This is a genomic window from Leptospira noguchii serovar Panama str. CZ214 (genome assembly GCF_000306255.2).
Taxonomy (GTDB): domain Bacteria; phylum Spirochaetota; class Leptospiria; order Leptospirales; family Leptospiraceae; genus Leptospira; species Leptospira noguchii.
In genome coordinates this window covers 126112-152213 of record NZ_AKWY02000019.1, presented here as the reverse complement: position 1 = coordinate 152213, position 26102 = coordinate 126112, and the positions used below count along the sequence as shown (strand labels likewise).

The following is a 26102-nucleotide window of genomic DNA, read 5'->3' as shown; positions in this document are numbered from 1 at the left end:
ATAGAGAGCGTTATTGGTATTTTATAAAAATTGAATCTGATTCTGGAATTTCACAATAACTTGACCAGAGCTGAGAGCCCGCCGGCTGCCATAGGCAGCCGGATTCGCCCTGATTTTTTTTCCACAAACTCACGTTTAAATTAGCCTGGGTTCGTGGAGGAATTTATGATTCTGAAAAAAGTTGGAATCTGAACTTTGCAGATTGATTCCTACAATGTAGGAGCTACTACAAAAAATAAATGTTTAAAAATTTGTAATGTGACTTAATTTGTGGGAACTACTGCAAACCACAATTTTACGAACAAATTATTAAATTGTAGGAACTCATACTTTTAGAAAATTAGTTCTCATTTTTTCCACAAACTTACGCCGTTTATAAAGGATTTTTAATATGGATCTACTTCCCTTACACTTCAAGTTTTAACGTAGACTTTGAAGTAATTATCAGAATATAATAATTTTCTAAGTTGAAATTTTTTCTTTGCCCTTGATCTTTACGATTTCCTTTCGAAAATTTTCATAAGGATCTTCATTTGAATTTCCGGAATTATTTTTACCGTCTTTAGAAGTATGAGCTTGTTCCGGCTTAGATGCAAACCAAGAATCCAAATATTTTAAAGTTTTTGTAATTTTCTCGCCCTGAAAATCTTCATCTTTGTTTCTAAACTTAAAATCCAGACTTTTCTTTTTTTCAGTTAAAACCTTATGAATCTCTTTTGCTCTAAAACGAAAAGACTCGTCGTTTGGATATATCAAGATCGAATCCGTCTTATCTCCCGAAGAATCTTGTATGAGTACAAATTTCTCGCGATCTACAATTTGATGAATCAACTCTGGTGAATATCCCGGAACTTCATAAAGAATTTCTTTTAACACGGGCGGAATATTCTTTTCGAAATAATATTGATTCAAAGCTTCTGAAAGTTTGGATTTTTGTTCCAAGGCTTTGATTTTTTCATCCTCTTTTAATTTTTCCTGAATTTTACTTTGTTCTAACTTAAAAGCAACATCCCTATTTTTAGATTTGAAATAAGATTGTTCGGAACGAATTTTTTCTTTAGCTCCTTGAAAAAATAAATCCTGAAGTAGTTTTGCAACTCCTACAAAGTCCAAAATCGAAAAGTACCAAGGAAAATATCTAACGTATCCTTTACGAAGGACCTTCCCGTAGTTTCTTACAAACTCTTCGTCTTTAAAGACAGAATGAATAGAATCTTCGTTCAATTCTATTAAATTACGAATACCTAATACTTTCCAAGCCTCTACGTTAGTTGCTGTTGAAAGTGATTTTATCACAGACCGAACGGTTTCCGTATCCATTCTCATAAAAGAATGGATTGTAATTCCTTTAGTTTCCCAAGGAGAATACGCAATATGCCTATCTTCCGTTAAAAGTCTTTTTAACTCGGCCGGATACGTCCTAAATTCTTCATCAGAAATAAATAATACAAGTTTATCCCAACGACCAACCTGTTTGGAAAGATGATCCGTCATTTCGTGAAAACGATTTCGAAGCTGTTCCTGATAAGAAGACTTGAGTGCACTTTCAATCTCATCGCTTAAATTGAGAATCAGCTCTACTCCCATCAATTTATGTTTTGATTTTATTTCGGAATCCGACTCTAACGCTTTTTCAATTGCTCTCGCTCTTTTTTTACCAAATAAAGTAGTCGGAATTGCAGACGGATCGTTTGCGTGCATTCTTTCTTCTTGAGAAATTGCTGCGAACGCATCCGATAAGGCCCATTTATATTTAGGAAATACTTTTTTAAAGTGAAATTCATCCACAAGCTCAAATAACGTCTGAAGTTCTTTTATTTTTACGACTAAATATCCGACTTCCGGTATTTCTCGAATTCTTCCTTTTTTAACCAATCCATCCGTGATTTCGAGCAGCATATCTTTTACATATTCCGGATTTAAGGGAATGCTAATATTCGGAGCTTGGAAATAACTTTCAGGATTAAAAAAGAGTTTTAATTTTTGTACATTCTCTCCTTTAAAATCCGACTCTAAATCCTCCCATAACGTTTCTTTTCCAAGAGGAGGTCTATTTTCTAAATAAGATAGTATCGAATTAACAGAGAGATCTACTAATAAAAGATAAATTCTGGTAAGATCTCCCAATTCTGCATCCGAATAAGCCACGTAACAAGGTTTCAACTTCAATTCGGATGTGGCGGGATCTATATAAAAGTAAGCAAACTGAAGCACAACACCGTCTTCTAATAATCTTTTGATATGAAACGCCACTTCTGCAGTAGTAAGTTCGGGAGCTTCTGGAACCTTAGATTCTACTTGGAATAAATTTTGAGATCGAACGTTTTTATGACTCGTTTGTGTAACGATCGCTTTATAAACAGAATGGGTCAGTCGATCATTTAGATAATAACTGACTACTTCGTTGATCTTTTTAACTTTTAAAAAGCTTTGCGCTTGGTTTGCGCCACCGAACGCTGGATTTAAAACCGGCTTACTCATCCATTTGCACCGTCAACAACATTGAAATCATTTTTAAATTCTCGTGAGACTTTAGATCTCCGAAAAAACCTTATCACTAGTTCCGACATCAAACTTTCTCTTTAGATTTTTCCAAAGTTGCAAGCCAACTAGGAATTGATATCGTTTATCTCCGATTCGGATCTGTCAAACGATCCACACAATCAATCTAAGAAAACACTTCTTGTATTTTTTAGTTATAATAAACTGATACACTCTATTATTTTTAGCATTAAACGTAATATCACAGATTATAGTACACTCTTATCTTTTCATTTGATTTAGGAAAGGAAAGCAAATTTCCAAGTTTTTTTAATATTTGAATCTCTTGACTTCCGCTATAGTCAACTGGTTCCATGAATCCTAATATGAAGCTTTCAAAGAAATACACCTTTCGGTATAGAAAAGTTCTACTCGTTATCTTAGATGGCGTTGGTTATTCTCCCAAAGGTCCTAAATTCGGTAATGCAATTGCAGGTGCAAAACTTCCTTTTTTAAATCGAGTTTGGAATCAATTTCCTACGCTTCATATCCAAGCTCACGGAAAAGCAGTAGGGATGCCGTCGGATGACGATATGGGAAATTCAGAAGTTGGACACAATGTTCTTGGTTCCGGGCGCATTTTCGATCAAGGCGCCAAATTAGTTTCTAATTCGATTGCGTCCGGTGATATTTTTAACGGTCAAGCTTGGAAAGAAGTGATCGAAAATTCTAAAAAAAATAATTCCGCCTTACATCTGTTAGGTCTTTTTTCTGACGGAAACGTTCATTCTCACATTGATCACACAAAGGCTTTAATTTTACGGGCAATTTCAGAGAAAGTTCCTAAGATCAGACTTCATATTCTTTTAGATGGTAGGGACGTTCCTGAAAAATCTGCATTAGATTATTTGAATCCTTTTGAAACCTGGTTGGACTCTCTTAGAAAAAATGGAACGGACATCCGGATCGCTTCAGGAGGCGGAAGAATGACGATCACAATGGATCGTTACGAAGCGGATTGGTCCATGGTAGAAAGAGGTTGGAAGGTTCACGTCAAAGGAGAAGGCAGATATTTTTCCTCCGCAAAAGAAGCAATTGAAACCTTTCGTTCGGAAGATCCAAAGATAATCGATCAATATCTTCCTTCGTTTGTAATTTCTGATCATGGAAAACCGATCGGTAAAATTCAGGACGGAGACTCAGTCGTTTTTACAAACTTCAGAGGAGATAGAGCGATTGAAATTTCTTTGGCGTTTACTGAAAAAAATTTTACTAAATTCGATCGTGGCTCTCTTCCTAACGTTCTATATGCAGGAATCATGCAGTATGACGGGGATCTGAAACTTCCGGAACGTTTTTTAGTGGCTCCTCCGGCCATTGATCGCACGTTAGGCGAATATATGGCGAATTCGAACATACCTCAATATGCGTTATCCGAAACACAAAAGTACGGTCATGTTACTTATTTTTGGAACGGCAATAAAAGCGGCTACTTTGATCAAAATTCGGAGGAATATCGTGAAATTCTTTCGGACGTGATCCCGTTTGATCAAAGTCCTGAAATGAAAGCTCTTTTAATTACCGAAGCTTTGGAAAAAGCACTAAATGAAAATAAACAAGATTTTTATAGAGTGAATTACGCTAACGGCGATATGGTAGGTCATACCGGAAACTACCTTGCTACCGTTCAAGCGATGGAATTTTTAGACGGTTGTGTGGAACGTCTTTGGAAAACATGCGAAAAACAAAATATCGTTTTATTGATTACTGCAGATCATGGCAACGCTGACGAAATGTTTCAATTAGATAAAGAAGGAAACGTTGAAAAAGATTCTCATGGAAATCCGATTCCTAAAACGAGTCATACTCTCAATCCAGTTCCAATTTCCGTTTTAGATCCTGAAAATAAAATTCGATTCAATTCCAATCTTTCTAACCCGGGTCTTGCAAACGTAGCGGCCACAATCTTAGACGTTATGGGATACGAAACCCCGGAAGGGTATTATCCTTCTTTGATTGAAAATGAATCCTAAGTCGTAAAACGGTTCGATTTTCTGAAATTTAAGAATGTATGTTCACGTTTGTTCTTCTTTTTTTGGCTCGCCCTCAAATCAGGCAAAGTTATACTTTCCCAAAAAATCTTTTTTAAAACAGAAGGTTTAAAAGAACAAAGTAGTTTTTACAAATTACTTTGTTCTTTTAAATAAAGTTTATGGGTTTACATTAGAGTTTCTTAATAATATAATAGATCCTTACGAGTTCATAATTCTATTATATGAGTTTCCGCACTTTTAGATTTTGAAACAAATTTTAAAAATAAAACGATTCACTTGAATCAACCAGGAGAGAACGATGCAATTTCCATTCAATCAATCTGCAAATCCAGGACTTGCCCCTTTTGATATTTCGAACTACAAAGGTAATCGAGGAAAAAACTTTTACGAGGAAGACAGAATACTACAGACACTTGTAGATAAATATTCCAAAAGTTACGATTCCGCACATAAAAAAGCAATGATCGAACATCTTTTAGGTTATGGCGCTTTGGTTGGTGGAGTTCTAGACGAACTTACGGAAGCTTCTCATAAAGAAGGAAAATACGGTGAAATCGTTAAATACGATCGAACCGGAAATCGAATTGACGCGGTTGTGTATTCGAACGAACAAAAACTTTCTAGAAAAATTTCGTACGACTATGGAATTGTAAATCTAAACTATCATTCATCTTGGAAACATCCTTTTACGGATTTACATCGTTATGCTCTTGCCTATCTGGCCAATCAAAATGGAGAAGGTGGAGTCACTTGTCCGCTTGCAATGACCGAAGGTATGATTAAAGTTATAGAAGCTCTTGGAACTTCCGAACAAAAAGAAAAATACCTTTCTCTTGTTGCAGGCGAAGGAAGCCAATCCCATTTTATGGCGGGGCAATATGTAACCGAAAGAGTCGGAGGTTCCAACGTAAGCGCGAACAGAACGATCGCAAGAAAACAAGATAATGGTAAATGGATTCTTACTGGAGAAAAATGGTTTTGTTCTAATCCGGGAGATCTTTGGGTAACGACCGCAAGAGTAGAAGACACAAACACAATCGGAATGTTTTTAGTTCCTAGAATTAAAGACGATGGTACATTAAACGGACATCATATTTTACGTAAAAAAGATATTATCGGTTCCAAGGGTAAACTCACCGTAGAAATCGTCTATGACGGAGTAGAAGCGGAAGCGCTCGGAAGACCCGCGCATGGAATTGCCAATTTAATAAAATACGTAATCGGGATTTCAAGACTACACGTATCCATTGCGGCTTCCGGAATTTCCAGAAGAGCCTGGATGGAAGCCTACGAATACGCCAAATTTAGAACCGCTTATGGCAGTAAAATATTAGAATTTTCTTCTTTACTAAAACAACTTAGCGACCAAAGGCTTAAACACACCGCTATGTTAACTTCCATTTTCAGGCATTTTCATACTCCTGAAAATTTAAAACTCGCGGGAGAAGTGCTTGCCCCACTTTTAAAGTATAAATGCTCCGCAACTTCAACGGAGATCACCTATAATTCTATTTTAGTGTTAGGCGGAAACGGTATCGTAGGAGACTTTTCCGCTATTCCTAGGTTACACAATGATTCCATAATAAACGAAACTTGGGAAGGAACTCATTTATTGTTAAGCGAACACGTACTCCGCGGGTTTAAAAGAGAGAAAGTTGCAAAAGCATTTTTTAAATATGTAGAAGAAATCACTGATTCAAGTTCTAAGGCAGCGGAAACGATCCGTAAAAAATCGAAACTCTTACAAGATTTACTAGATCATTCAAGTTCTCAGGAGTTAGATCTAAATCGGATTTATATCGCAGACTTGGCGTTTGAAACATTTGCACTCGCAGCGCTTTCGGACGTTTCGGGAAAAAATTCTCCGGATTCTCAAAAAGGCCTGTCGGTGTTCCTAGACGGTTATTTAGATTTAATAAATTCTTCTCAGACTTTTTCTAAAAAAGAAAGTTTTTCGGGAAATGTGGAAAATCTAAAATCTGTTATTCATTTCTAAAAAGAACTTTAGATTTTACTTATGTAATTTAACGTAAATTAAAAAAATCTCAGGCTCGCTTAGAGGACAGGTTATGATGTTTAATGAACGGTTAATTAATTTTAAACTTAAACGTTAATAAAACCGAACATTGTTGTAAAAAACAGTTGGTTTGAATGAGCTTGGTTTTTTACAATTTTACTGTGGAATCCGAATTTTCAGTAGTACCCACAGATTGAGTTGCATTACAAATTTTTAAATTTCATTTTTTCGTGATCGGAATTTGTAAGAGTTCCTACATTTTCAAAATTGAACGGTAACGTCTAAATCTGCTGTAGTTCCCACAGATTCAGTCGTATTACAGATTGTTAAATTTCATTTTCTCGTGATCGGAATTTGTAAGAGTTCCTACATTTTCGAAATTGAACGGTAAAACCTAAATCTGCAGTAGTTCCCACAGATTCAGTCGTATTACAGATTGTTAAATTTCATTTTCTCGTGATCGGAATTTGTAAGAGTTCCTACATTTTCAAAATTGAACGGTAACGTCTAAATCTGCTGTAGTTCCCACAGATTCAGTCGTATTACAGATTGTTAAATTTCATTTTCTCGTGATCGGAATTTGTAAGAGTTCCTACATTTTCGAAATTGAACGGTAAAACCTAAATCTGCAGTAGTTCCCACATTTTACTTTTACGAATGTTATTTAACGCGAATTCGGTATAACTAATGCGAAAGCGATCATTGTGCTACAAATCATAGGAGAGTTACATTGAGCTTTTTTATTCGCCCTGATTTTCTCCACGAACTTACGTTATTTAACGTGGATTATGCGAAAGGGATCGATGAATGAACTAAAGCTAAACGCTTTCCTGAACTCAATGCATCGCTCCCTAAGGGTCGCTCTGCAGGGTCGCGTTAACTCAGCAAAACGCTTTCCTAAGGGTCGCGTTAACTCAGCAAAACGCTTTCCTAAGGGTCGCGTTAACTCAGCAAAACGCTTTCCTAAGGGTCGCGTTAACTCAGCAAAACGCTTTCCTAAGGGTCGCGTTAACTCAGCAAAACGCTTTCCTAAGGGTCGCGTTAACTCAGCAAAACGCTTTCCTAAGGGTCGCGTTTTAGGTCGATAAATTGGAACTTAAAGCGATAAATTGTATTATATTTCCTGCATACAATTTATTGACCAGAGCTGAGAGCCCGGTCCGGTTTTATTACGTCAAACTTACGTAATAATATACCATCTCAAAAATAGTATATTATTACTTTTAAATATAGATTCAAAACATTTTAATTTATTTTAAGATAGGATTTAGTAAATAACTCTAATCTAAAGGTAAAAGATATGTAGTCTTGTGTTCCGTAAGAGGTTCATAAATTTCAATGGACGCCCTTCCTTTGAGATTACAACCTCTTTCTTCACAGGCTCTAAAAAGTTTTGGATAAACCTTATAAATTCCAAGAAAAATAGAAAGAAAGTTTCTCAATGGAAATTCTACAGTTAGATACTTTTTAGAAGGAATGGTTCTCGTTTTCAGTTCTAAAGAAAGCCCGTCCGGAACTTTCGTTAGTGGTTCCGAAAAAAGAGCCCCTACTTCACATCGTAACTTTTCTTTAGGAACCTCGTTTGGATTGTCCAAATAAATGGAGAACAATTTAAAATTTCGAATTCCTTTTTCAGGCAATTCTTTTTGAAGTGCTTCAAACGTAAGCCCAACGTTTCTATAATCCCCAACCCTTTCATGCGAAAGAACGTAAAACGGTCCTTTCATTTCCTCTTGAACCAGAACCCGATCAAAGGCACCCATATAAAATAGGAACGCTACAAGTAAAACTACTAAAACTAAAATACTCAGTGCAAAAATTTTCATAAACTCCTCAAAGAATCAAAATTAGAAAAAAAGGAACTACTAAACTCATATTTATATAAAACAGATAAGAATATCTTTTAAAAACGGATCTTTTCTTTTTTAGAAAAAATAAGTCCTGAACCAGTAAAACCACAGCGAGAAATAATAAAAAAGGAAAAATGGATTCGGCAGAAACATTTTTTTCATAAGGAAAATTATGAAAAAACCTCAACCACCCAGGGCCGCCTATAAACAAACTTGCAAAAATCAGGATTAAAAACAAATTCCATGGAATCAATATCATAAAACCAAAAACAGAACGATGATCATATTCCCATAAAAGTCGAATTGATCTCATTTCACTCGAAATTCTTTCTCGAAATCCAGATATTAGAATATCAAATAAATCGAATATTTGAAACGATCCATCTCGGTATGAATCTTCCAAATGAATTTGAATCGCATCTTTCATTTTTTTTGGAAAAGAAACAGGATATACAATTTGGATCAAGTTTTGAAAACATCGAAAAATCATTTTCAGTTTCCCAACAGATTCAATTTTTTAGCTTTTTTTAAAGTTGTTTCCATTTTTTTGAGCTCGTAGACAAGAATCTCCTTACCATTAGAAGTGATTTCGTAATAGAGTCTTCTAGGATCGTCGTTTTCTACCACTTTCTTTTTGGAATATCGGACCCAGCCAAAACCTCGAATCAATTCCAAGGTTCTATATAAAGTTCCCGGCCCAAGATGAAAGTTTCCTCCCGAGGAAATTTCCACTGATTTTCCAATTCCATATCCATGTTGTGGCCCTTCCGCCAAGGAAAGAAGAATATGAAACATAGCCGGAGTGATTCCTTTCGTTTCGATTGATTCTTCTTTAGTGGACATATATCCATTATAGATATATCTATTTCGGACTCAATCATTTTTTAAACGAATAAACTCGACATTCTTAAAAAGTGGCCTTCGATATATTTATTTCTCGGGTCTTAACATTTTTACAGTTACGGCCAAGAATTTAATTTTTAACTTCTATCCTATTTTTAAGGCAGACTTAAAATAATGTGAACGCGAAAGGAATCAATGCGAGAAAAACTAAAGCAAAACGCTTTTTACGAAAGCGTTTTAGGTCGTTCGAGGAAACTCAGCGTCTCACTCCCCATGGGTCGTTCGACAGGTCGCGTTATTGGTATTTTAACGTGAGTTCGACGTAAGAAAATTGGGGCGAATAATAAACTCAATGCTGCTCACTATGGATCGCAGCATAATAATCGCTTTCGCATTTGTTATGCCGAACTCACGTTATTTTATAAAAATTGAATCTGATTCTGGAATTTCACAATAACTTGACCAGAGCTGAGAGCCTGGTTCGGCTTGCCTTTGACAAAGCCGAATTCGCCTTAATTTTATTATAGTAAGGTGAGTGAAAGTGTTTTCCAAAAATGTGAGTTTCTAACAATTTAAGATTTAGTTTGTAAAATCGCGATTTGCGGTAGGTCCTACAAATTAAGTACATTATAAATTTTTAATCTGTATGAGTTTCCATATTTTAGGAATTGATCCATAAAGTTTAGATCTCAATTTTTTTATAAAAATGAATTCCATACACCGAAGTTACATTACGTTAAGATAATTTTTTAAAGAAAAGTTTTAATGAGAAAACCCGCCGAGTCTTCTTACTCGACGGTAATAGAAACAAGTTATCTTAAAAATATCTTGAATCGGCATTTTAAACAAAGATAAGTATTTTTGAGATGGTTTTTAGTGAAGTTTCGTTGTACTTTTGTACTTTATCACTTTATTGATATCTTCTGCTTCTCCTATCTTTCCAGTAATTTCTACAGTTTCATCCACAGTCATCGTTGCTTTATCCACATCATCCATATGTTCGAAGGCATATTTACCATTACTTGATTTAAAAGTAATATCAGTTTTAGGATACGCATGTCCGTTTACGGTATAGGAATCGTAATAGTTTCTAGAAGTAGCATTCATAGTATATCTAAGCTCAGGATTTGCATCTTGAGGAGCAAAGCCAACATCAAATACTAAATCTGCTCTTCCTTCCGTCATAGACTCACCGTTTAAAACCATAATAGGATTTAATCCAGTGCCAGATGTGTCACGACCTATAACTCTACATTCTATAAACTTTATTTTAAGAGAATACTGAAAGCTCACTCCAGTTTGAGAATCACTTTCATTCCATTCGCCAGTGTGCAACGCCTTTCCACCTGACGGACATACACTAGAAGCTTCTTCGGTAGTATTGGTTGTTTGAAAAAGGGACACGACACCTTTAGAGTAAGCTCCTGCTCCTCCTGAACCGCCCATAGTACGCACAAGATCCATAGGAGCTAATAGTCCTGCAATTCCTGGATCTTGAATAACTAAGGCTTGAAGTAAAAGTAAATTATTATCTTGTTTATCTTCTGTCTTGTGACAGTTAGAAAAGAGTAAAATTAAAAACACCAACATCACTATTTTTTTCTGAATCATGATTGGATCCTCCAATTGTTTCATTTATACCTACGACTTTCGTTTTTTCTTATGCCAAAAAAACTCCAGAAACGAAGCGTTTGAGTTTCACAAAGATGTGGGAAACTACCACGTTCTATCTAATATCCAAAGAAATTTAATTCTAAAGTATTAGGGACAGGTTCAAAAGAATTGATTAATTCCAACTGCCAATAACAGTCATCAATTGAAGAATTTTAAAATATATTTTTGAACGCGTTCAAAAATATATTGCCAAAAGAAAACACTGTTATTATATTTGAACATGTTCAAATTTTGGAGAGCACTATGAAACAAATCATTTTTGGAGTGATATTATTCGGAATTACACTTTCGACTTTTGCAGATTCTAAGTCCGATTTTTTTGAAAAGATACGCAAAGGAAATCTGCCACAGGTGGAAAAGATTCTTGCTTCCGAACCAAATTTATTGGATCAAAAAGACAATAGAGATCGCAATTCGGTCTTTTTCGCGATCGAAAGCGAAGATCCGGAGATGTTAAAATTTATCTTATCTAAAACAAATGAAATCGGAATGGATCCGGCCCCAGATAATGCAGGAGATTATCCGATTCACATTGCAGCTCAAGTTCCAGATAGTAAAATTATAGAATTGTATTATTCCAGATTTCCATACCTGGATTATCTGAATCGTCACGGTGAAAACGCGTTAGACGTTGCCGCTCGTTATCAAAACACAGCCGTAGTTTCTTTTTTAAACGCCCAGGGCCTGAAACATTCCAAACCTGGTTCCGGTCCTTATACGATCGGCCTTTATTTCGGATATTTGATCATCAGTATTTTAATGACAATCTGGGTCGCAAGAACTCTCTTTTATAATGGCAGAATTTTTCTTGTAAAAATGTTCAACGGAGAAGAAAAATTAGCAGATTCGATCAATCATCTTTTGATTGTAGGATTTTATTTAATCAACATAGGATATATTAGCCTTTCCTTGAGCACTGAACAAAAACCTTTAGATCTTGCGGAATGTATCGAAGTTCTGACTAAAAAAGTTGGGACAGTCCTTTTAATCCTGGGAGTGATGCACTTTTTCAATCTATTTTTGTTTGCAAAATTTAGAAAGAAAATCTCAAATACTTTCGGAGAATCTTAAATCCCGACATGATTCGGAAAAAAACCGTAAAACAAAAAGAGATCGGCAAATCACAACAAACCCGGTCTCTTCTTTTTAAAACCGCAATTTTATCTTTTCAAAAAGAAGGTTATGACAAAACTACAATGCGTACCATTGCACAAAAGGCTGGTTTGGCAGTAGGAGCGTCTTACTATCACTTTAAAACAAAGGAAGAAATTGTCTTAGAATTTTATAGAACTACTCAAGAAGAAGCGAATATTCAAAATAGTGAATTTTGTAAATCCAATTTGGATCTTAAAGATAGGATCAAAAATATAATTCGATTTAAACTTGGACAATTTATAGGTTACGAAAAATTTTTACACGTTCTTTCTAGAAGCGGCGGAGATCCCAAACATCCTCTTTCTCCGTTTAGCAAGGAAACAAAACAAATTCGAGAAGACGCAATTTCTATTTTTAGAAATGCAATTTCGGATTCAAAAAATCCTTTTCCTTCTGATCTAAAAGAAGATCTTCCTTTATTATTTTGGCTTTTTCAACTCGGGATCATATACGTTTGGCTTTTTGACGAATCTACTCATAAAAGAAAAACTGAACTTTTAATCGACAAAGGGTTAGATCTAATATTCCAACTTTTGAAACTATCTTCGCTTCCAATTTTTAGATCCGTTCGTAAATCGGTTTTATCATTAATAAACCTCTTTAAGAAATAATCCAAAAGTAAACTTAAATGCACCTCAAAGAAATAAACACACTTCCGTCAAAAGGTGAGATCAAAGAAGAAGTGATTCAGAAAACAGAAGAATACGTTAGAAATCTTTCTTATCTTCAAGAAAAATTATATGCACTGAAAAAACATTCGATTCTTATCATTCTACAAGGTGTAGATACGGCTGGTAAAGATAGCACGATCAAACACGTCTTTGCCGGAGTCAATCCTCAAGGTTGTTACGTTAAATCTTGGTCAATACCAAATTCGGAAGAGGCACAATTTGATTTTCTTTGGAGAATCCATAAATACGTTCCTTCGAAAGGTATGATCTATATTCACAATCGTTCCCATTACGAAGACGTAATTATGCCTAAAATTCAAGGAACTCTTTCGGATCAAAGAATCGAAGAAAGAATGGAATCGATCCGAAATTTCGAGAAACACCTTTTCAGAGAAAACGGAACCGTGACTTTGAAATTTTTTCTGCACATTTCCAAAGAAGAACAACTAAAAAGAATTCAAGAGAGAATTTCTGATCCGGATAAAAATTGGAAATACGATCCTTCTGATCAAACAACTCAAGATCGTTGGGATGATTATCAATCTGCCTATGAAATGATTTTGAACGATAAACACCAATCCAAGGAATGGCATCTTATTCCTTCGGATAAGAAATGGTTTCGGAATTATCAAGTTGTAAAAATTATCTGTAAAGAACTGGAAAAAATGATTTCCTAAAATAAAACCTCTTTTTGAAGTTTTCTCAATTTACACGAAACTTACTTTTTTAATAGTAATATATTATACTATATAAATGTATTAAAACGTTTTCTGTTTTACTGATCTCTATAAAATTGAGTACAGTTAATTTTATTATAAACCACTGATTCCACGCAAAATATTAGGCACTTTATTATATAGTTATGAGTAATTTAAAAATTAGAGCGTTCGTTTTTTAAATTTATCTTAAGGAAATTGTTATAAAATAGATTTTGTTTTATGATTGTTTGTAAAACTATAATTCTACAATCAAATTCTAAAATTAGAAAAATATTATACTTATAAAAAATTCTTTCTCATTTTCTTGCGTCAAACTCATATCATTTATAATACACTATAGTTAACGTGAGTTCGGCATAACAAATGCGAAAGCGATTATTATGCTGCGATCCATAGTGAGCAGCACCTAAGTTTGAAAAATTCCGAAGGAATTGGAGCGAAAAGAACTCAGCACAACGCTTTCCTATGGGTTGCGTTGGAAACTCAGTGAACGCCTACCTATGGGTCGGCGTTCAGGGAGTCGTTGCACCTGAGTTTATTATTCGCCCCAATTTTCTTACGTCGAACTCACGTTAATTAAAAAGAACCGTTTAAAAGTAGGGGAAAAGACCCTACTCTTCTCTCAACATCTCTTTAAAATTTTTTAGACATTTTTAGTCAAAAAATAGAAAGTATACTGGAACTCTTCCCATACATTAAATAAATAAAAAATTACTCGGGAGGATTCTAGGTGGAGAGAAAATTTTGGTTCGTTTAACAATTCTAATTTTTATAATATTCTTTCAGGCTTGTACGCCAACTTCTAAAGAGATAAAAAACTTTTTAATTCCTTTAATACAAGGAAGCTCAAGTTTTCCTAAAAATTCATCTACTTACAATCCAGAGGAACAACCGATTGATCTTGATCAAAATCCGAATATCTTAGAAGAAGATCCAATTATCATTGGTGAAAACGCAGTTATTCCCAAGGAAAAACCATTTGTTTTTGGCGAGAATCCGCTTTATTTGGAATTGGCTACGCTACTTGAAATACCTTCCGATGATGCGATTAAGATTCCAAATATTGCAATTGATGGGAATGGCTTCATTTATGTGGCTTCTGATTCAAATGCTAATCTAATTGGAGATGAGTTAAAAATTGGAACTAGAGATATAATTTTAAAAAAATATGATTCTCATCACAATGAACTTTGGATGAAACGAATCGGCTCCCGAAATACTCATTTAATGGTTACCGGTTTAGCGGCGGATATAAACGGAAACGCGTATGTAACCGGTTATACCAATGGTCCATTCGAAAAAACGCTTATATCCGATCAGGATATGTTCGTAATTAAGTTCAATCCTGATGGAAGTATCGCCTGGAAAAAACAGGCCGCTCCTCAAAAAGTAAGAGGAGTGTATAACACTTATAAAGTTTTTACAGAAGGAATTACAGTAGATACATTCGGAAATTCTTATATTGTTGGAACTTCTAATGGACCATTCGGAGATAATGCAAATGGTAATCTTGGCGGTGGATACATTATTAAATTTGATTCTAATGGAAATCAAACTTGGGTAAAACAGATTTCGATAGTTGACGCCAGTATCTACCCAAAGAAAGTCGCAGTGGATGAAAATTCAGGAGATGTTTATGTAGCAGGAACATCAAAAAATGCAAACTTTAAAACCAATAGAACTTTTAATTATTCCAATGGTGCAGGAGGTGAAGACCTTTTTATTCTCAAATTCGACGAAAACGGGAATCAAGAATTCTTTGCCCAAACAAATTTATATAGAGATAGTATAATGCTCAATTCTCTTACTGTAGATCCATTCGGAAACGTTTTAGTTGGAGGATATAGTTATATAGATCTAGAATTTGGCACAGATGAAAGGACGTTCGTTCGTGGAACTTTAATAAAATATGGTTTCGATGGTGTTCAAAGATGGATCAGACAATTGGGGCCTCGAAATGATGTTCAATTTATTAATAGATCAACTAAAATCACCGGAATTTTATCCGATGAGAATGGAAATATTTTTACTACGGGTACAACCAACGGAAACATCATTAATGAACGTAGCGATTCATTAGGAAACCAAGATGTTTTCTTAACAAAATTCAATTATTTCGGACGAATCGAATGGATACGTCAAATCGGAAGACCAAAAGAAACTTTATATTCTGGTGGAATTGGAATCGACTTTGATGGAAATCAATATATTACCGGACTTACAGACGACAACGGAAAAGACTATCAAGTTATAGGTGGAAATTTAGATCTATTCCTCATGAAATTTAGATGATTCAACTTCATAACCTAGTTTCTCACTTTATAATTTTTGAATGGATCTTTTCGAAGTTAATTTTGAAAATACACTTACTACTTGGATCTCACATTATAAATTTTGAAACAAGTATAGTATTCTTTTCATGCGGCCGAATAGCATGTGAACCCGATAGAAATTAATTTATATCTTTCAGAATGAAATGATTCAAAAGAATTTTTCATTCTGAAAGAAACCTTAGCTTCACTTTATTCTTTTTTGTAAAACTAAAATTTAAAAATGAACCTAACTATTCAGTTCTTAAAGAAAAATAGAATTTTGATTTTTCAAATTGTTACGTCTTTCATTTTTCTTTTCAGTGTTTATACATATTTTCATACGATTCGTAAATATTCAGTTAATTTTCCTTTTGGAGACGATTATAATACAATCCTTGGTTTCCTAAATCTCTGGGAAGAAAGTGATTCAAAAATTTCCATTTTATTTGCTCAATACAATGAACATAGACTAGTTTTTCTAAGAATTGTAAGCCTAATTTACTTCAAAGTGTTTCATACAATAAACTTTTCTCATTTGATTCTAATAGGAAACACATTTATCGTTTTATGTATTTTGTTACTTTATTATACAATCAAAGACAAAAGAAAATTGATTCTTATATCTCCAATATTTTTAGTCATATTCAATTTTTCGAATTGGGAAACCCAAACTTGGGCAATGGCATCCCTTTCTAATTATCCTGTAATTTATTTTGGATTCTTATCTTTATACTTTCTCTCCAAAGATAAATATATCAATTTCGTTTTAGGAATTTTTTTTGCAGTAATTGCAGTATTTTGTCAAGGAAACGGAATGTTCGTCTTTCTTAGCGGAGTTTCTCTTTTATTCAAAAATAAATCTAAATTATTCTTTTGGTTACTCATTTTTATAATGATCATTTTATTATACTTTATCATCTTCCCTTATACAAAACCGATAGAACATCCTGAATTTTTTTCTAATACAAAATTTTTCTTTTTAAGTCGAGCTTATTATGGATTCGCTTTATTATCTAACGTATTCGATTCTAAATTCGTATTCATTTTCGGAATGATTCCATTTTTAACTATTTTATATCTTTATAAAAACTACAGCAAAATTTCAAAACTTCACCTTTCAATGATTTCTTTTCTACTTTTTAGTTTAAGTTCGCTTGTAATTACAAGGGGAGGTTTCGGATTTGAACAAGCCTTTTCATCTCGTTATCATATCAATACTCTATTTCTTTACTCTTTAATCTATATTTGTTTATACCCATTTATCAGAATCAAAAAGCATTTTCTATTAATCTTGTTCTTTGCGTTGGTTTTTTATTATAACACAAATCTTCTCAATATTCCGCAACTCAAGATTCAAAAAAATAAAATTATGATCGATAAAGCTTGTATGACAGAATGTTTAGAATATAAAACGTTCCCTAATACAGATCGAGCAAGAGAACTTCTTATCAATTTTTCAGAAAAAGGATTTTTTGGGAATTAAAAGCTTAAGTCAGCACAAATACTTTTTCTTAGACAAAATTTACAACAAGAGTTACAAAATTTCGAAGCAACAATTTGATGAATTGCTTTTTTGCATAAAACCACCATTTGACTATTACGAGCTATATCAAAAATATCTAATAATCGGAATTTTAGGCAAAGATAAAATATCTTTGAGATAGCTTGTAGTATTTTTTTTCAAACCTATTGGCTTTTTTAAAATTTTATGGAATTTTTGGGACATGTTCTAAATTAAATATTAATTAACGTGAGTTCGGCATAACAAATGCGAAAGCGATTATTATGCTGCGATCCATAGTGAGCAGCATTGAGTTTGAAAAATTCCGAAGGAATTGGAGCGAAAAGCGCGGTCGTGAGCCATTTTAACTATGAAATTTGCGAGCGATTCGCCCCAATTTTGTTACGTCGAACTCACGTTAATTATGTAAGTTTGTATATTTTTTACACAACAGTAAGCATAATATAAACTTACTACTGATAAGTACATTATAAAGTACTAATATTTTTTATGGAATCAGTGTTTTGTGATAAAATTAACGGTACTCAATTTGATAGAGATCAGTAAGAGTTGCATAGCAGATTTTCGGAAATTTCACTTTGAAGTGTTTCGCCTGCAAATTCAAGGTGACTAAGAGCCGGTCTCAAAACTGTTTGTAGAGAGAAAGGGTAATAATATCAATGTGAAATGGACAAATATTATTCAGAGATACCGGATGCACTTTGGAAACAAATAGCCCCATTAATCCCGAAAGAAAATGTAAATCCGAAAGGAGGTCGCAATCGAGTACCAACACGAGTAGTAATGTCAGGTATCATCTATCGAATGAAAACAGGCTGTCAGTGGCGTGCCATTCCGAATGAGTTTGGATCAGGCCAAACTTGTCACAGAAGATTTCAAGAATGGGAACGAGCAGGAGTATTCAAAAAGATTTATAAATCTATTTTAAAATATTATGATGTAAAGAATCAAATAGCATGGGACTGGGCTTCGATGGATTCGGCAATGGTTAAAGCTCCCAAAGGGGGAGCTTAACTGGGAAAAACCCTACAGACCGTGCCAAATTAGGTGTTAAACGGCATATTCTTACAGATGGAAATGGAATTCCTTTGGCAATTACATTGACTGGAGCTAACGTTCATGACAAACACGGTGTAAAAGATACGTTGAATTCAATCCTAATATTTTCCGGAAAAAGAAGAAAGAAGCCAAAACATATTTGTTTAGATAAAGGTTATGATTTCAAAGATATAGAAGTTTTAATCAAAAGAAGAAACATTCAATCTCATATTCGGAAAAAAGGTGAAAAGCCTCTCATCGGTAAATATAAAGGAAAACCTAGACGTTGGGTCGTTGAAAGAACTAACAGTTGGCACAATCGATTCAGGGCTATCCTAATTCGTTGGGAAAGAAAATCTGAAAATTATCTTGCATCTCTTTATCTCGCAAGCTCTATCATTGCTTTTAACTTTTTTGATAGGTAGTTTTGAGACCGGCTCTTAGCAACTTCGCCATTTTAACAGTTCTATATTAGAATGATACGTATTTGAATATTCTTCGTTTATTACAAAAACATGAAAAGAATACTACCCAGACTCATGAAAATAGCACCAAGTTATTAACGGTCGATATTTAGGAAAAAATAGCGATACTTAAAAAACAACGCAAATGCGAGATTTACTGCATTTTAGAACGGGACCAAAACATTCAAATTATTGAAACAATCTAACCCAAGTATTCTACTTATGCATCCGAGTAGTAATGTGCAATTTTGCGAACATGCAGAAGTTCTCAAAAATTACATCTAACCTGAAATTTCATAGCTTTATGAAGGAAATCCCACATTCTAATTTTCTTGAAAACAAATTCATAATATTGTTTTCATGTGTCCGATTAATAAGTTCGTTCAAAAAATTAAAATTCGTGAATTCCATTTTTTCATTAAAACGAATGGTAAAAAGCCGTTTTGTTAGTTAATACGAATTTTTTCAAAAACTCTAATACAAGCTGTTTTTAAGTTATAAACAATTATTGATAAATTCAAAAAAAACAATTTCAAAGTAGGGGAAAATACCCTACTCCTCTCTCAAGATCTCTTTAAAATTTTTTAGACATTCTTAGTCAAAAAATAGAAAGTATACTGGAACTCTTCCCAAACATCAAATAAATAAAAAATTACTCGGGAAAATTCTATGTGGAGAGAAAAATTTTGGTTCGTTTAACAATTCTAATTTTTATAATATTCTTTCAGGCTTGTTTGCCAACCTCTAATCAGCAAACAATAATCCCTCTTTTGATTTCTTTAATACAGGGAAAAGAAATCGGCTCGATTACCCTTCGTGAAAATTTAGATTCCTTGGATCCAGAATCGGTTCGAGAAAACTCAGTCAACCTTGAATGGAGTTTGTTATATGGCGGAGGTCCTCATAAACTTACAAAAGACTCTACACTTGCAGTCGGTGAAAACGGTTTTATTTACGTCGCAGCCGATACAGACAGTGATCCTTTCTATGAAGAATCTATAAATAAGTTAATAGTAGGTAAAAACTTACTTCTTGGAAAGTATGACTCTCAGAAAAATGAAATCTGGCTATACCAAATGGGAAGTCCCAGTATCAATTTCGACGTTGCAGGAATTGCAGTCGACTCCAAAGGAAATGCATATATAACCGGTTCCAAAAGTAGTTCTTTTAAAGGACCTGGTAGCGATAAAAATCAGTATTTGTTCGTATTTAAAGTCAACTCGGACGGAAGTCCAAATTGGATCAAAGAAACGGGGCCGGCTGGAGGAATCTACGAAGTTAATCCTAGAAAAATCACCGTAGATACATTCGGAAATTCTTATATTATCGGAACTTCAAACGGACCTTTCGGAGGCGACAGCGCAAGATACGGAAATGGTTTTATCATCAAGTTTGATACAGACGGAAATCAGATCTGGATAAAACAACTCTCTATCGAAGGTAGCAATATTTTGCCGACTGGAGTTGTATTTGATAAACTCTCTGGTAATATTTATGTGTGTGGATCGGGACACAACGCAAACTTTAAAACCAATACAAATCCGGGAATCGGACAAGACGACCTTTTCATTCTTAAATATGATCAGAACGGAAATAGGCAATTCTTTGCTCAGTTAGGCTCTGCCTTGGGATCAGTTTTTGGTAACACAATTACCGTAGATCGATTTGGAAATGTTCTAGTAGGTGCATACTCAAATATAGATTTCACGTTAGGGGAAAAGAAAGAGAGCCTTATAGGAACCATAGTCAAATATAATTCATCCGGTGCTCAACAATGGATCCGACAATTTGGTCCGGGTTCACGTCAAAAATCGACTGTAATCAACGAAATCACAACCGATAGAGCTGGAAATATTTTTACAACTGGTTCAACCAGTGGACTTATTAAGTTTGGCGACAGTCCTTCAGAAGGAAAAGAAGATGTATTTGTAACAAAACACAGTTCTTCGGGAGAAGTTTTGAAACTATGGCAATGGGGAAATATACAAGAATATATGATCGGTTCAGGAATCGGAATCGATTTAGATGGAAATCTCTACACTACCGGATGGACAACTAGCGACTTATTTCAAAACAAAATGAGAGGAACAGTAGACACATTCCTAATGAAGTTTAGATGATTCATTTACAAGGATAATGATTCGTGCCCGATTTCTTTGTCTTTGAATCATCCAATTAGAATCATTTCCGGAGTTTTGACACAAACACAGGCTAAATTAACCCATGGAGTCTAATATGAAAATTCAGGAAAAATATTTTAATTTTCCAAATTATTTAACAATTATCATATAATAATATTTTAATGTGAATTCGACGTAAGAAAACCTGGGCGAATCCGGCTGCCATAAGCAGCCGAACCGGGCTCAACTCTGGTCAATAAATTGTATATAGGAACATTATAAGATTTATCGTCGTAGTTTTCAATTTAGAACGCGATCCATAGAGAGCGTTCTGCTGAGTTTAACGCGATCTGTCGAACGACCTGCAAAGCGACTCATAGGGAGCGATGCATTGAGTTTCCAGAAACGAGTCTCTGAATTCAGAAGGTTTGAGAGATTTTCTCTATCAGAAAAACATACTTTTAGCAAGTAAAAAGAATCATTCGTGGGAACACTTAAAAAATGTGCGTTTTGAATCCTTCTTGATTCTAAAATCCTCTTCAACTATGAATAAGTAAGGTTATACCTCTCTATGGATCGCGTTCTAGATCGCAGGTAACTCAAAATAAAACTTCTCGAATAACGAAGGTAGGGTACTGTTGCCAAAAACATATAAGGCAATCAAATTATGAAAAGGGTTTTACTAGTTACATTCATTGTAATCATGATTCTAAATTGTGATCCAAAGAAATTCAACCCTTACGGAACCGATAACGACGAGGATGAAAATTTTAAAAATCTTATTTTGTTCTTAGCGTTAAGACCATCTATAACTTACGAAAAAACTCTGTTGGTATTCAAAAAAAATGTAAACACAAGTTACTCTCCCGTTTTAAAAAACGCATCTTTGACGAACGGTTCGTTTGCGATTTCTCCAAATTTATCCAATTCCTTATCTTTAAACGTTTCCACCGGAACCATTTCCGGAACACCTACTTTATCCCAAATTAAGTCCGTTTATATTGTAGATTTTATAAATCAAGAAACTCAGATTCAAAGTAATCCATTCAGTATTTTTGTAGAAGAAACTGAGGGAAGTGGAGCTTGTAATACGACCGGAGTATTTTCCGGCTGCGATTCAAAACGACCGTTTTCATGTTCGAACGCAATTCGACCGGCCAATTGCTATTTTAAGGTTTCCGATTGTCAGAACGACGTCTACTGTTATTAAAATGTAAAATGAAATAATCATAAATTGAATCTTCTTCAAAAATCTTTATTTGGAATCTTTCAATATGTTAAAGGAGAAAAAATGAATATTCGAAAAAAATTATATATTTTTATTTTTGCAATCCAAACTTTTAGTTGTTCGTCTTCTTGGCTTACTATTAATATTAGCTGTGACATATATTGTTATGCAATCGTGCTCGGATTAGAACCTCCTTCAATAACGTACAATAGTTATTCTCCGCTTATATTTACAAAAAACGTAAATACAAGTTATACTCCTGAAACCAAAAAAATAACTCCAACCGAAGGAACCTTTGCAATCGCCCCCGATTTACCAACTTCTTTGTATTTGGATAACTCCACAGGGATTATTTCAGGAACTCCAACGCAAACACTGATCAAGTCGACGTATCGAGTTCAATATGAGAACGCCGGAAATATAGTACAAAGTAGCCAGTTTTATATTTTGATCGAGGAAAGTTTTGAAAGCGGAGCTTGTAATACTACCGGAATTTTTCCAGGTTGTAGTCCGGAACAGCCTTATTCTTGCTCTGATGCAATTCAACCTACTACTTGTTATAGAGAATTATCACACTGTAAGCAAGACGTTTACTGTTATTGAATGTTTAAATTCTAAGATTTACGAACTCAGCAAAGTAAAAGATTTAATTCTGACCGTACTTCAATCAGAAATTGAAAACTGTTTCTAAAAACCTTACAACAAGAACAAATCCTTAAGACAGATCGTCTCTAAGAACAATTTTTTCAATAGAGTTGGTGATACATAGTGGAGATTAGCAAAAACTGCTTGAATTTTCCATTTCAATAGAACGAAAACAGATGGAGAATTAATTTTTAAAAAATTTTAATTAAGTTTTTTAGAGATTGTTTTTAACATTAATCGAAGAATTTGAATTTCAAAAAATAATTTCTTCTTACTCATCTTAACCTGGGTGAACTTGAAATTTAATTTTAAGTAGTTGTTCAGCAAATCACTTTTTTGTAAAAAGAACCATCTAAGTTTTAAAACAAAGTTTAATTCTTCTTATTGAATATTCTACTTCGTTTAACAATTGACGTTTTGATTAGAATTATTTTTTGTCGTAAACATGAAAAATAAAATGATTTTAATTTTATCACTTATGTTATTTTTTTTCGTTTCTTGTCCAGATGAAAAAAAGGAAAATGAACTGAGTACTTATATTTTATATAGTGTTCTCATAAATGCAACCACTCAATACGATTGTGTTACTAGTTCCGAGATAATATCTGATACTTATAATAAAACAGCAATAACTTTCGAATACAAACCTCAGTATTACAATTCACCCAGTGGAAACGTAGTTCCAAAAGCAATTATGCCGATCTCGATTAAAAAGGGACAGACAATTCAAGTATCCAGTGTCACGACCAATGTTAAGTATGAAGCGACAAATCAGAACTTAACTTTTCTTTTTAGAAAAGAAGGTTGCCACGGCACGAACTCGGAAATCGCAACCTATTCAGGAGCTAGTTATACGAATGTCTTTTTAGGAAACACGAATACGGTAAATTTAACTCAATTTAAATTTACCACCGATTATGATGGGATTATATTAATCGTCGGTAAAAATTTAGGCGCAAGTTTACCCGGAGATATTCATGTAGACGTATTCTAATGTAAGCTCGACGTAAGAAAACCTGGGCGAATCCGGCTGTAATAAGCAGCCGGACCGGGCTCTCAACTCTGGTCAATCAATTGCATAAAAGAAACGTAATACAATATTACATCTTTAGTTTCAATATAGAACGCGATCCATGGGAAGTGAAACACTTTAGTTTTATAAAATGAATGTGGACACTATTACAAAAATTTAAGGACATTAGAATTGCTCGAAAGTTCCTAAATTGTCAAATGGACTTAATTTGTAGGAACTACTGCATTTTATTAAAAATTTCTAAAGAATGATCGCGTAAAATTCTTTGAGGTTTTGGGACAGGCTCTAAATTAACGTGAGTTCGGCGTAAGAAAATGAGAAAGAGTTTTCCAAAAATATAAGTTTCTATCTCATTCAATCAATTTCTTTCTTATGAGCGAAACTCCGTCCGCAATCGGAACCAAACTGACATCCACCAAAGAATCATTATATACAAGTTCATTGAATTTACGAATTCCAATCGTAGAAGGCTCTTGATGAGAAGGATCGGCCACACTTCCATCCCAAAGAACGTTATCCGCAATTAAAAGCCCACCTGGTTTAATAAGTTTTAAAATCAAAGGATAATAGTTCGGATAATTTTCTTTATCCGCGTCTAAAAAAAACAAATCGATCGAAGAAGGTCCAAAAGCAAAATCAGAGGCCCAAGCCGGTGCAGATTTCGAATCTAACAATACTTGCAAAGTTTCTAATGCAGACCCGAGTTTTAGAAAAATCTTATTTTCTAAACCGTTGTCTTTCCAATATTTTCTGGCTATATTTGTCCATTCTTCACTAATATCACAACAAAGAATTTTACCGTCTTCTGGCAAGGCCGAAGCAAAACAAAGGGACGAATAGCCGGTAAACGTACCAATTTCTATAATTCTTTTTGCTCCGCTGATTTTAGTGAGAATGTTTAAAAATTGTCCTTCTTCAGGACTGATTTGCATGTTTGCCTGAGCCAACTTACCGGTTTCTTCTCTCAATTTTAGAAAAGAGTCCGGCTCTCTTACGGAATTCCGAAAGATGTAATCCTCAAGATTTTCCGTAAGGGAAATATTTTTTCGACTCAAGGAGTGCCCTCGTAGATTTTTTTCAAATCGGCAATGATATTCTTTTGCATCGCTTCGTTGGTTCCTCCACCGATCGAAAGAAGAATAGAATCTCTATGTAATCTTTCCACTGGATATTCGCGACAATATCCATAACCGCCTAACGCCTGAATGGCGTTTCGAGAAACTCTTTCTGCCATTTGGGTAGCAACTAACTTTGCAGAGGCGGCGCCAAGAGAATTCCTACTTTCCGGATGAATTCCACTTGCTACTTGATATACAAGTGCTCTAGCCGCTTGATAATCTGCATAAGATTCCGCTAAAAGTCTTTGGATTTGTCCGAACTCGGAAAGTTTTTTTCCAAACGCCTCTCTGTGACGAATTGTGTAATCCGCCATAACGTCTACACAACGTTTTGCGATACCTAAAGACTGAGCCGCCAGAGTTACTCTCTCAATTTCTAAATTTCTCATCATGTGAACGAGTGCGTTGTCTTCTTGACCGACTAAGTTCTCCACAGGAACTTCACAATCTTCGAATATAAGCTGAGTTGTAGGAGAAGAACGCATTCCCATCTTCTCTTCTTTTTTACCAACGCTAAATCCTGGAAAAGAACTTTCTACGATAAAGGAAGTGGTTCTTTTTGAATCTTTATTCATTTTTGCATATACTAAAAATACACTCCCTATGTTCCCGTTGGTGATATATTGTTTGGAACCGTTTAACACGTATTTGTCGCCTTTCTTTATGGCAATCGTTCTCATTCCTAAAACGTCCGTTCCCGCTCCTGGCTCGGTCATTCCCATTCCGCCGATCCATTCTCCGGAAATTACTTTCGAAAGATATTTCGCTCTTTGAGTAGGATTAGAACTATGATAAAAATTATTTACAAACAAAACTTCGTGAGCCAAATAAGAAAGAGTAAACCCAGGATCATAAGCGGACAACTCTTCGTGAATGATAACTGCAGCAACCGCATCCATTCCCATTCCACCGTCTTCTTCTGGAACAGTAACCCCAAAAAGTCCAAGTTCAGAGCCGATTCTACGAAAGAGCGATAGATTAAAAGTTTCATGGTCATCGTGTTCTTTTGCCTGAGTGTCCATATTTTCTTTCGCGAACTTTGCAACGTTTTCTCGAAGTGCAAGATGGTTCTCCGTCGGATTAAATAAATCATTTGATTTTTCAAGTAAAGCTCTCATGTTTCCTCTTCTCTAATATTCTCTAATATTCTCTTTCTCA

At 34.5% G+C, this 26102-nt stretch carries 19 protein-coding genes; 12 read left to right on the top strand and 7 right to left on the bottom strand.

Features of this window, described 5'->3' with window-relative positions; genetic code table 11:
• Positions 1 to 462: 462 nt before the first annotated feature.
• The gene (locus tag LEP1GSC059_RS08220; RefSeq protein WP_017213900.1) at positions 463 to 2481 is read right to left on the bottom strand and encodes a hypothetical protein; all 2019 of its coding nucleotides are present in this window, start codon (positions 2479 to 2481) and stop codon (positions 463 to 465) included.
• Positions 2482 to 2867: 386 nt separating this feature from the next.
• Here LEP1GSC059_RS08220 and gpmI point away from each other — a divergent pair, with 386 nt between their 5' ends.
• Positions 2868 to 4514 (top strand): 2,3-bisphosphoglycerate-independent phosphoglycerate mutase, encoded by a 1647-nt coding sequence (gene gpmI / locus LEP1GSC059_RS08215; protein ID WP_036057354.1) that lies wholly within the window; start codon positions 2868 to 2870, stop codon positions 4512 to 4514.
• A gap of 319 nt (positions 4515 to 4833) precedes the next feature.
• Positions 4834 to 6531, top strand: a complete 1698-nt coding sequence (locus tag LEP1GSC059_RS08210) for an acyl-CoA dehydrogenase family protein (protein WP_002180058.1) — start codon at positions 4834 to 4836, stop codon at positions 6529 to 6531.
• Between the two features lie 1301 nt (positions 6532 to 7832).
• On the opposite strand, the gene LEP1GSC059_RS08200 is transcribed toward LEP1GSC059_RS08210, so the two are convergent.
• The 4 genes from LEP1GSC059_RS08200 to srpB all read right to left on the bottom strand — a co-directional run bounded on the left by LEP1GSC059_RS08200 (position 7833) and on the right by srpB (position 10856).
• Positions 7833 to 8378, bottom strand: a complete 546-nt coding sequence (locus tag LEP1GSC059_RS08200) for a GyrI-like domain-containing protein (protein ID WP_002154933.1) — start codon at positions 8376 to 8378, stop codon at positions 7833 to 7835.
• 7 nt (positions 8379 to 8385) lie between these two features.
• Positions 8386 to 8892 (bottom strand): hypothetical protein, encoded by a 507-nt coding sequence (locus LEP1GSC059_RS08195; protein ID WP_017213896.1) that lies wholly within the window; start codon positions 8890 to 8892, stop codon positions 8386 to 8388.
• 2 nt (positions 8893 to 8894) lie between these two features.
• The gene (locus LEP1GSC059_RS08190) at positions 8895 to 9245 is read right to left on the bottom strand and encodes a PadR family transcriptional regulator (RefSeq protein ID WP_017213895.1); all 351 of its coding nucleotides are present in this window, start codon (positions 9243 to 9245) and stop codon (positions 8895 to 8897) included.
• Positions 9246 to 10118: 873 nt separating this feature from the next.
• Complete coding sequence (srpB, locus tag LEP1GSC059_RS08185; RefSeq protein ID WP_004422780.1) at positions 10119 to 10856, bottom strand: sigma factor SigX-regulated lipoprotein SrpB; 738 nt, start codon at positions 10854 to 10856, stop codon at positions 10119 to 10121.
• 306 nt (positions 10857 to 11162) lie between these two features.
• Here srpB and LEP1GSC059_RS08180 point away from each other — a divergent pair, with 306 nt between their 5' ends.
• The 10 genes from LEP1GSC059_RS08180 (at position 11163) to LEP1GSC059_RS08125 (ending at position 23787) form a co-directional block, all read left to right on the top strand.
• Entirely contained in the window at positions 11163 to 11990 is an 828-nt protein-coding gene (locus LEP1GSC059_RS08180) for an ankyrin repeat domain-containing protein (protein WP_020980631.1), read from the top strand.
• Between the two features lie 8 nt (positions 11991 to 11998).
• Positions 11999 to 12685, top strand: coding sequence for a TetR/AcrR family transcriptional regulator (locus tag LEP1GSC059_RS08175; RefSeq protein ID WP_017213892.1), 687 nt, complete (start codon positions 11999 to 12001; stop codon positions 12683 to 12685).
• A 17-nt stretch (positions 12686 to 12702) separates the two neighbouring features.
• Entirely contained in the window at positions 12703 to 13422 is a 720-nt protein-coding gene (locus LEP1GSC059_RS08170; protein ID WP_002150102.1) for a PPK2 family polyphosphate kinase, read from the top strand.
• A gap of 786 nt (positions 13423 to 14208) precedes the next feature.
• A complete protein-coding gene (locus LEP1GSC059_RS08165) occupies positions 14209 to 15756 on the top strand; it encodes an SBBP repeat beta-propeller lipoprotein, LipL53 family (protein ID WP_017213891.1) in 1548 nt (515 codons plus the stop codon).
• Between the two features lie 261 nt (positions 15757 to 16017).
• A complete protein-coding gene (locus LEP1GSC059_RS08160) occupies positions 16018 to 17259 on the top strand; it encodes a hypothetical protein (protein WP_017213890.1) in 1242 nt (413 codons plus the stop codon).
• A gap of 726 nt (positions 17260 to 17985) precedes the next feature.
• Positions 17986 to 18761, top strand: a protein-coding gene (locus LEP1GSC059_RS22950) for an IS5 family transposase (RefSeq protein WP_238323700.1) whose coding sequence is annotated in 2 segments (ribosomal slippage) — positions 17986 to 18310 and positions 18310 to 18761 — 777 coding nt in all. Because the reading frame shifts where the segments join, the coding sequence is not laid out codon by codon here.
• A 725-nt stretch (positions 18762 to 19486) separates the two neighbouring features.
• Positions 19487 to 20920 (top strand): SBBP repeat beta-propeller lipoprotein, LipL53 family, encoded by a 1434-nt coding sequence (locus tag LEP1GSC059_RS23410; protein ID WP_036057352.1) that lies wholly within the window; start codon positions 19487 to 19489, stop codon positions 20918 to 20920.
• A 667-nt stretch (positions 20921 to 21587) separates the two neighbouring features.
• On the top strand, positions 21588 to 22130 hold the full coding sequence (locus LEP1GSC059_RS08135) for an Ig domain-containing protein (RefSeq protein ID WP_020980585.1): 543 nt from the start codon (positions 21588 to 21590) through the stop codon (positions 22128 to 22130).
• Positions 22131 to 22211: 81 nt separating this feature from the next.
• A complete protein-coding gene (locus LEP1GSC059_RS08130) occupies positions 22212 to 22751 on the top strand; it encodes an Ig domain-containing protein (protein ID WP_036057349.1) in 540 nt (179 codons plus the stop codon).
• 487 nt (positions 22752 to 23238) lie between these two features.
• Positions 23239 to 23787, top strand: a complete 549-nt coding sequence (locus LEP1GSC059_RS08125) for a hypothetical protein (RefSeq protein WP_002179860.1) — start codon at positions 23239 to 23241, stop codon at positions 23785 to 23787.
• Positions 23788 to 24176: 389 nt separating this feature from the next.
• Here the strand turns inward: LEP1GSC059_RS08125 and LEP1GSC059_RS08120 are convergent, their stop codons facing one another.
• Together LEP1GSC059_RS08120 and LEP1GSC059_RS08115 are read right to left on the bottom strand one after the other, a co-directional pair.
• The gene (locus tag LEP1GSC059_RS08120) at positions 24177 to 24881 is read right to left on the bottom strand and encodes an O-methyltransferase (RefSeq protein WP_020980579.1); all 705 of its coding nucleotides are present in this window, start codon (positions 24879 to 24881) and stop codon (positions 24177 to 24179) included.
• Entirely contained in the window at positions 24878 to 26062 is a 1185-nt protein-coding gene (locus LEP1GSC059_RS08115; RefSeq protein WP_017213882.1) for an acyl-CoA dehydrogenase family protein, read from the bottom strand. Before LEP1GSC059_RS08115 ends, LEP1GSC059_RS08120 begins: the two co-directional genes overlap by 4 nt.
• Positions 26063 to 26102 lie beyond the last annotated feature (40 nt).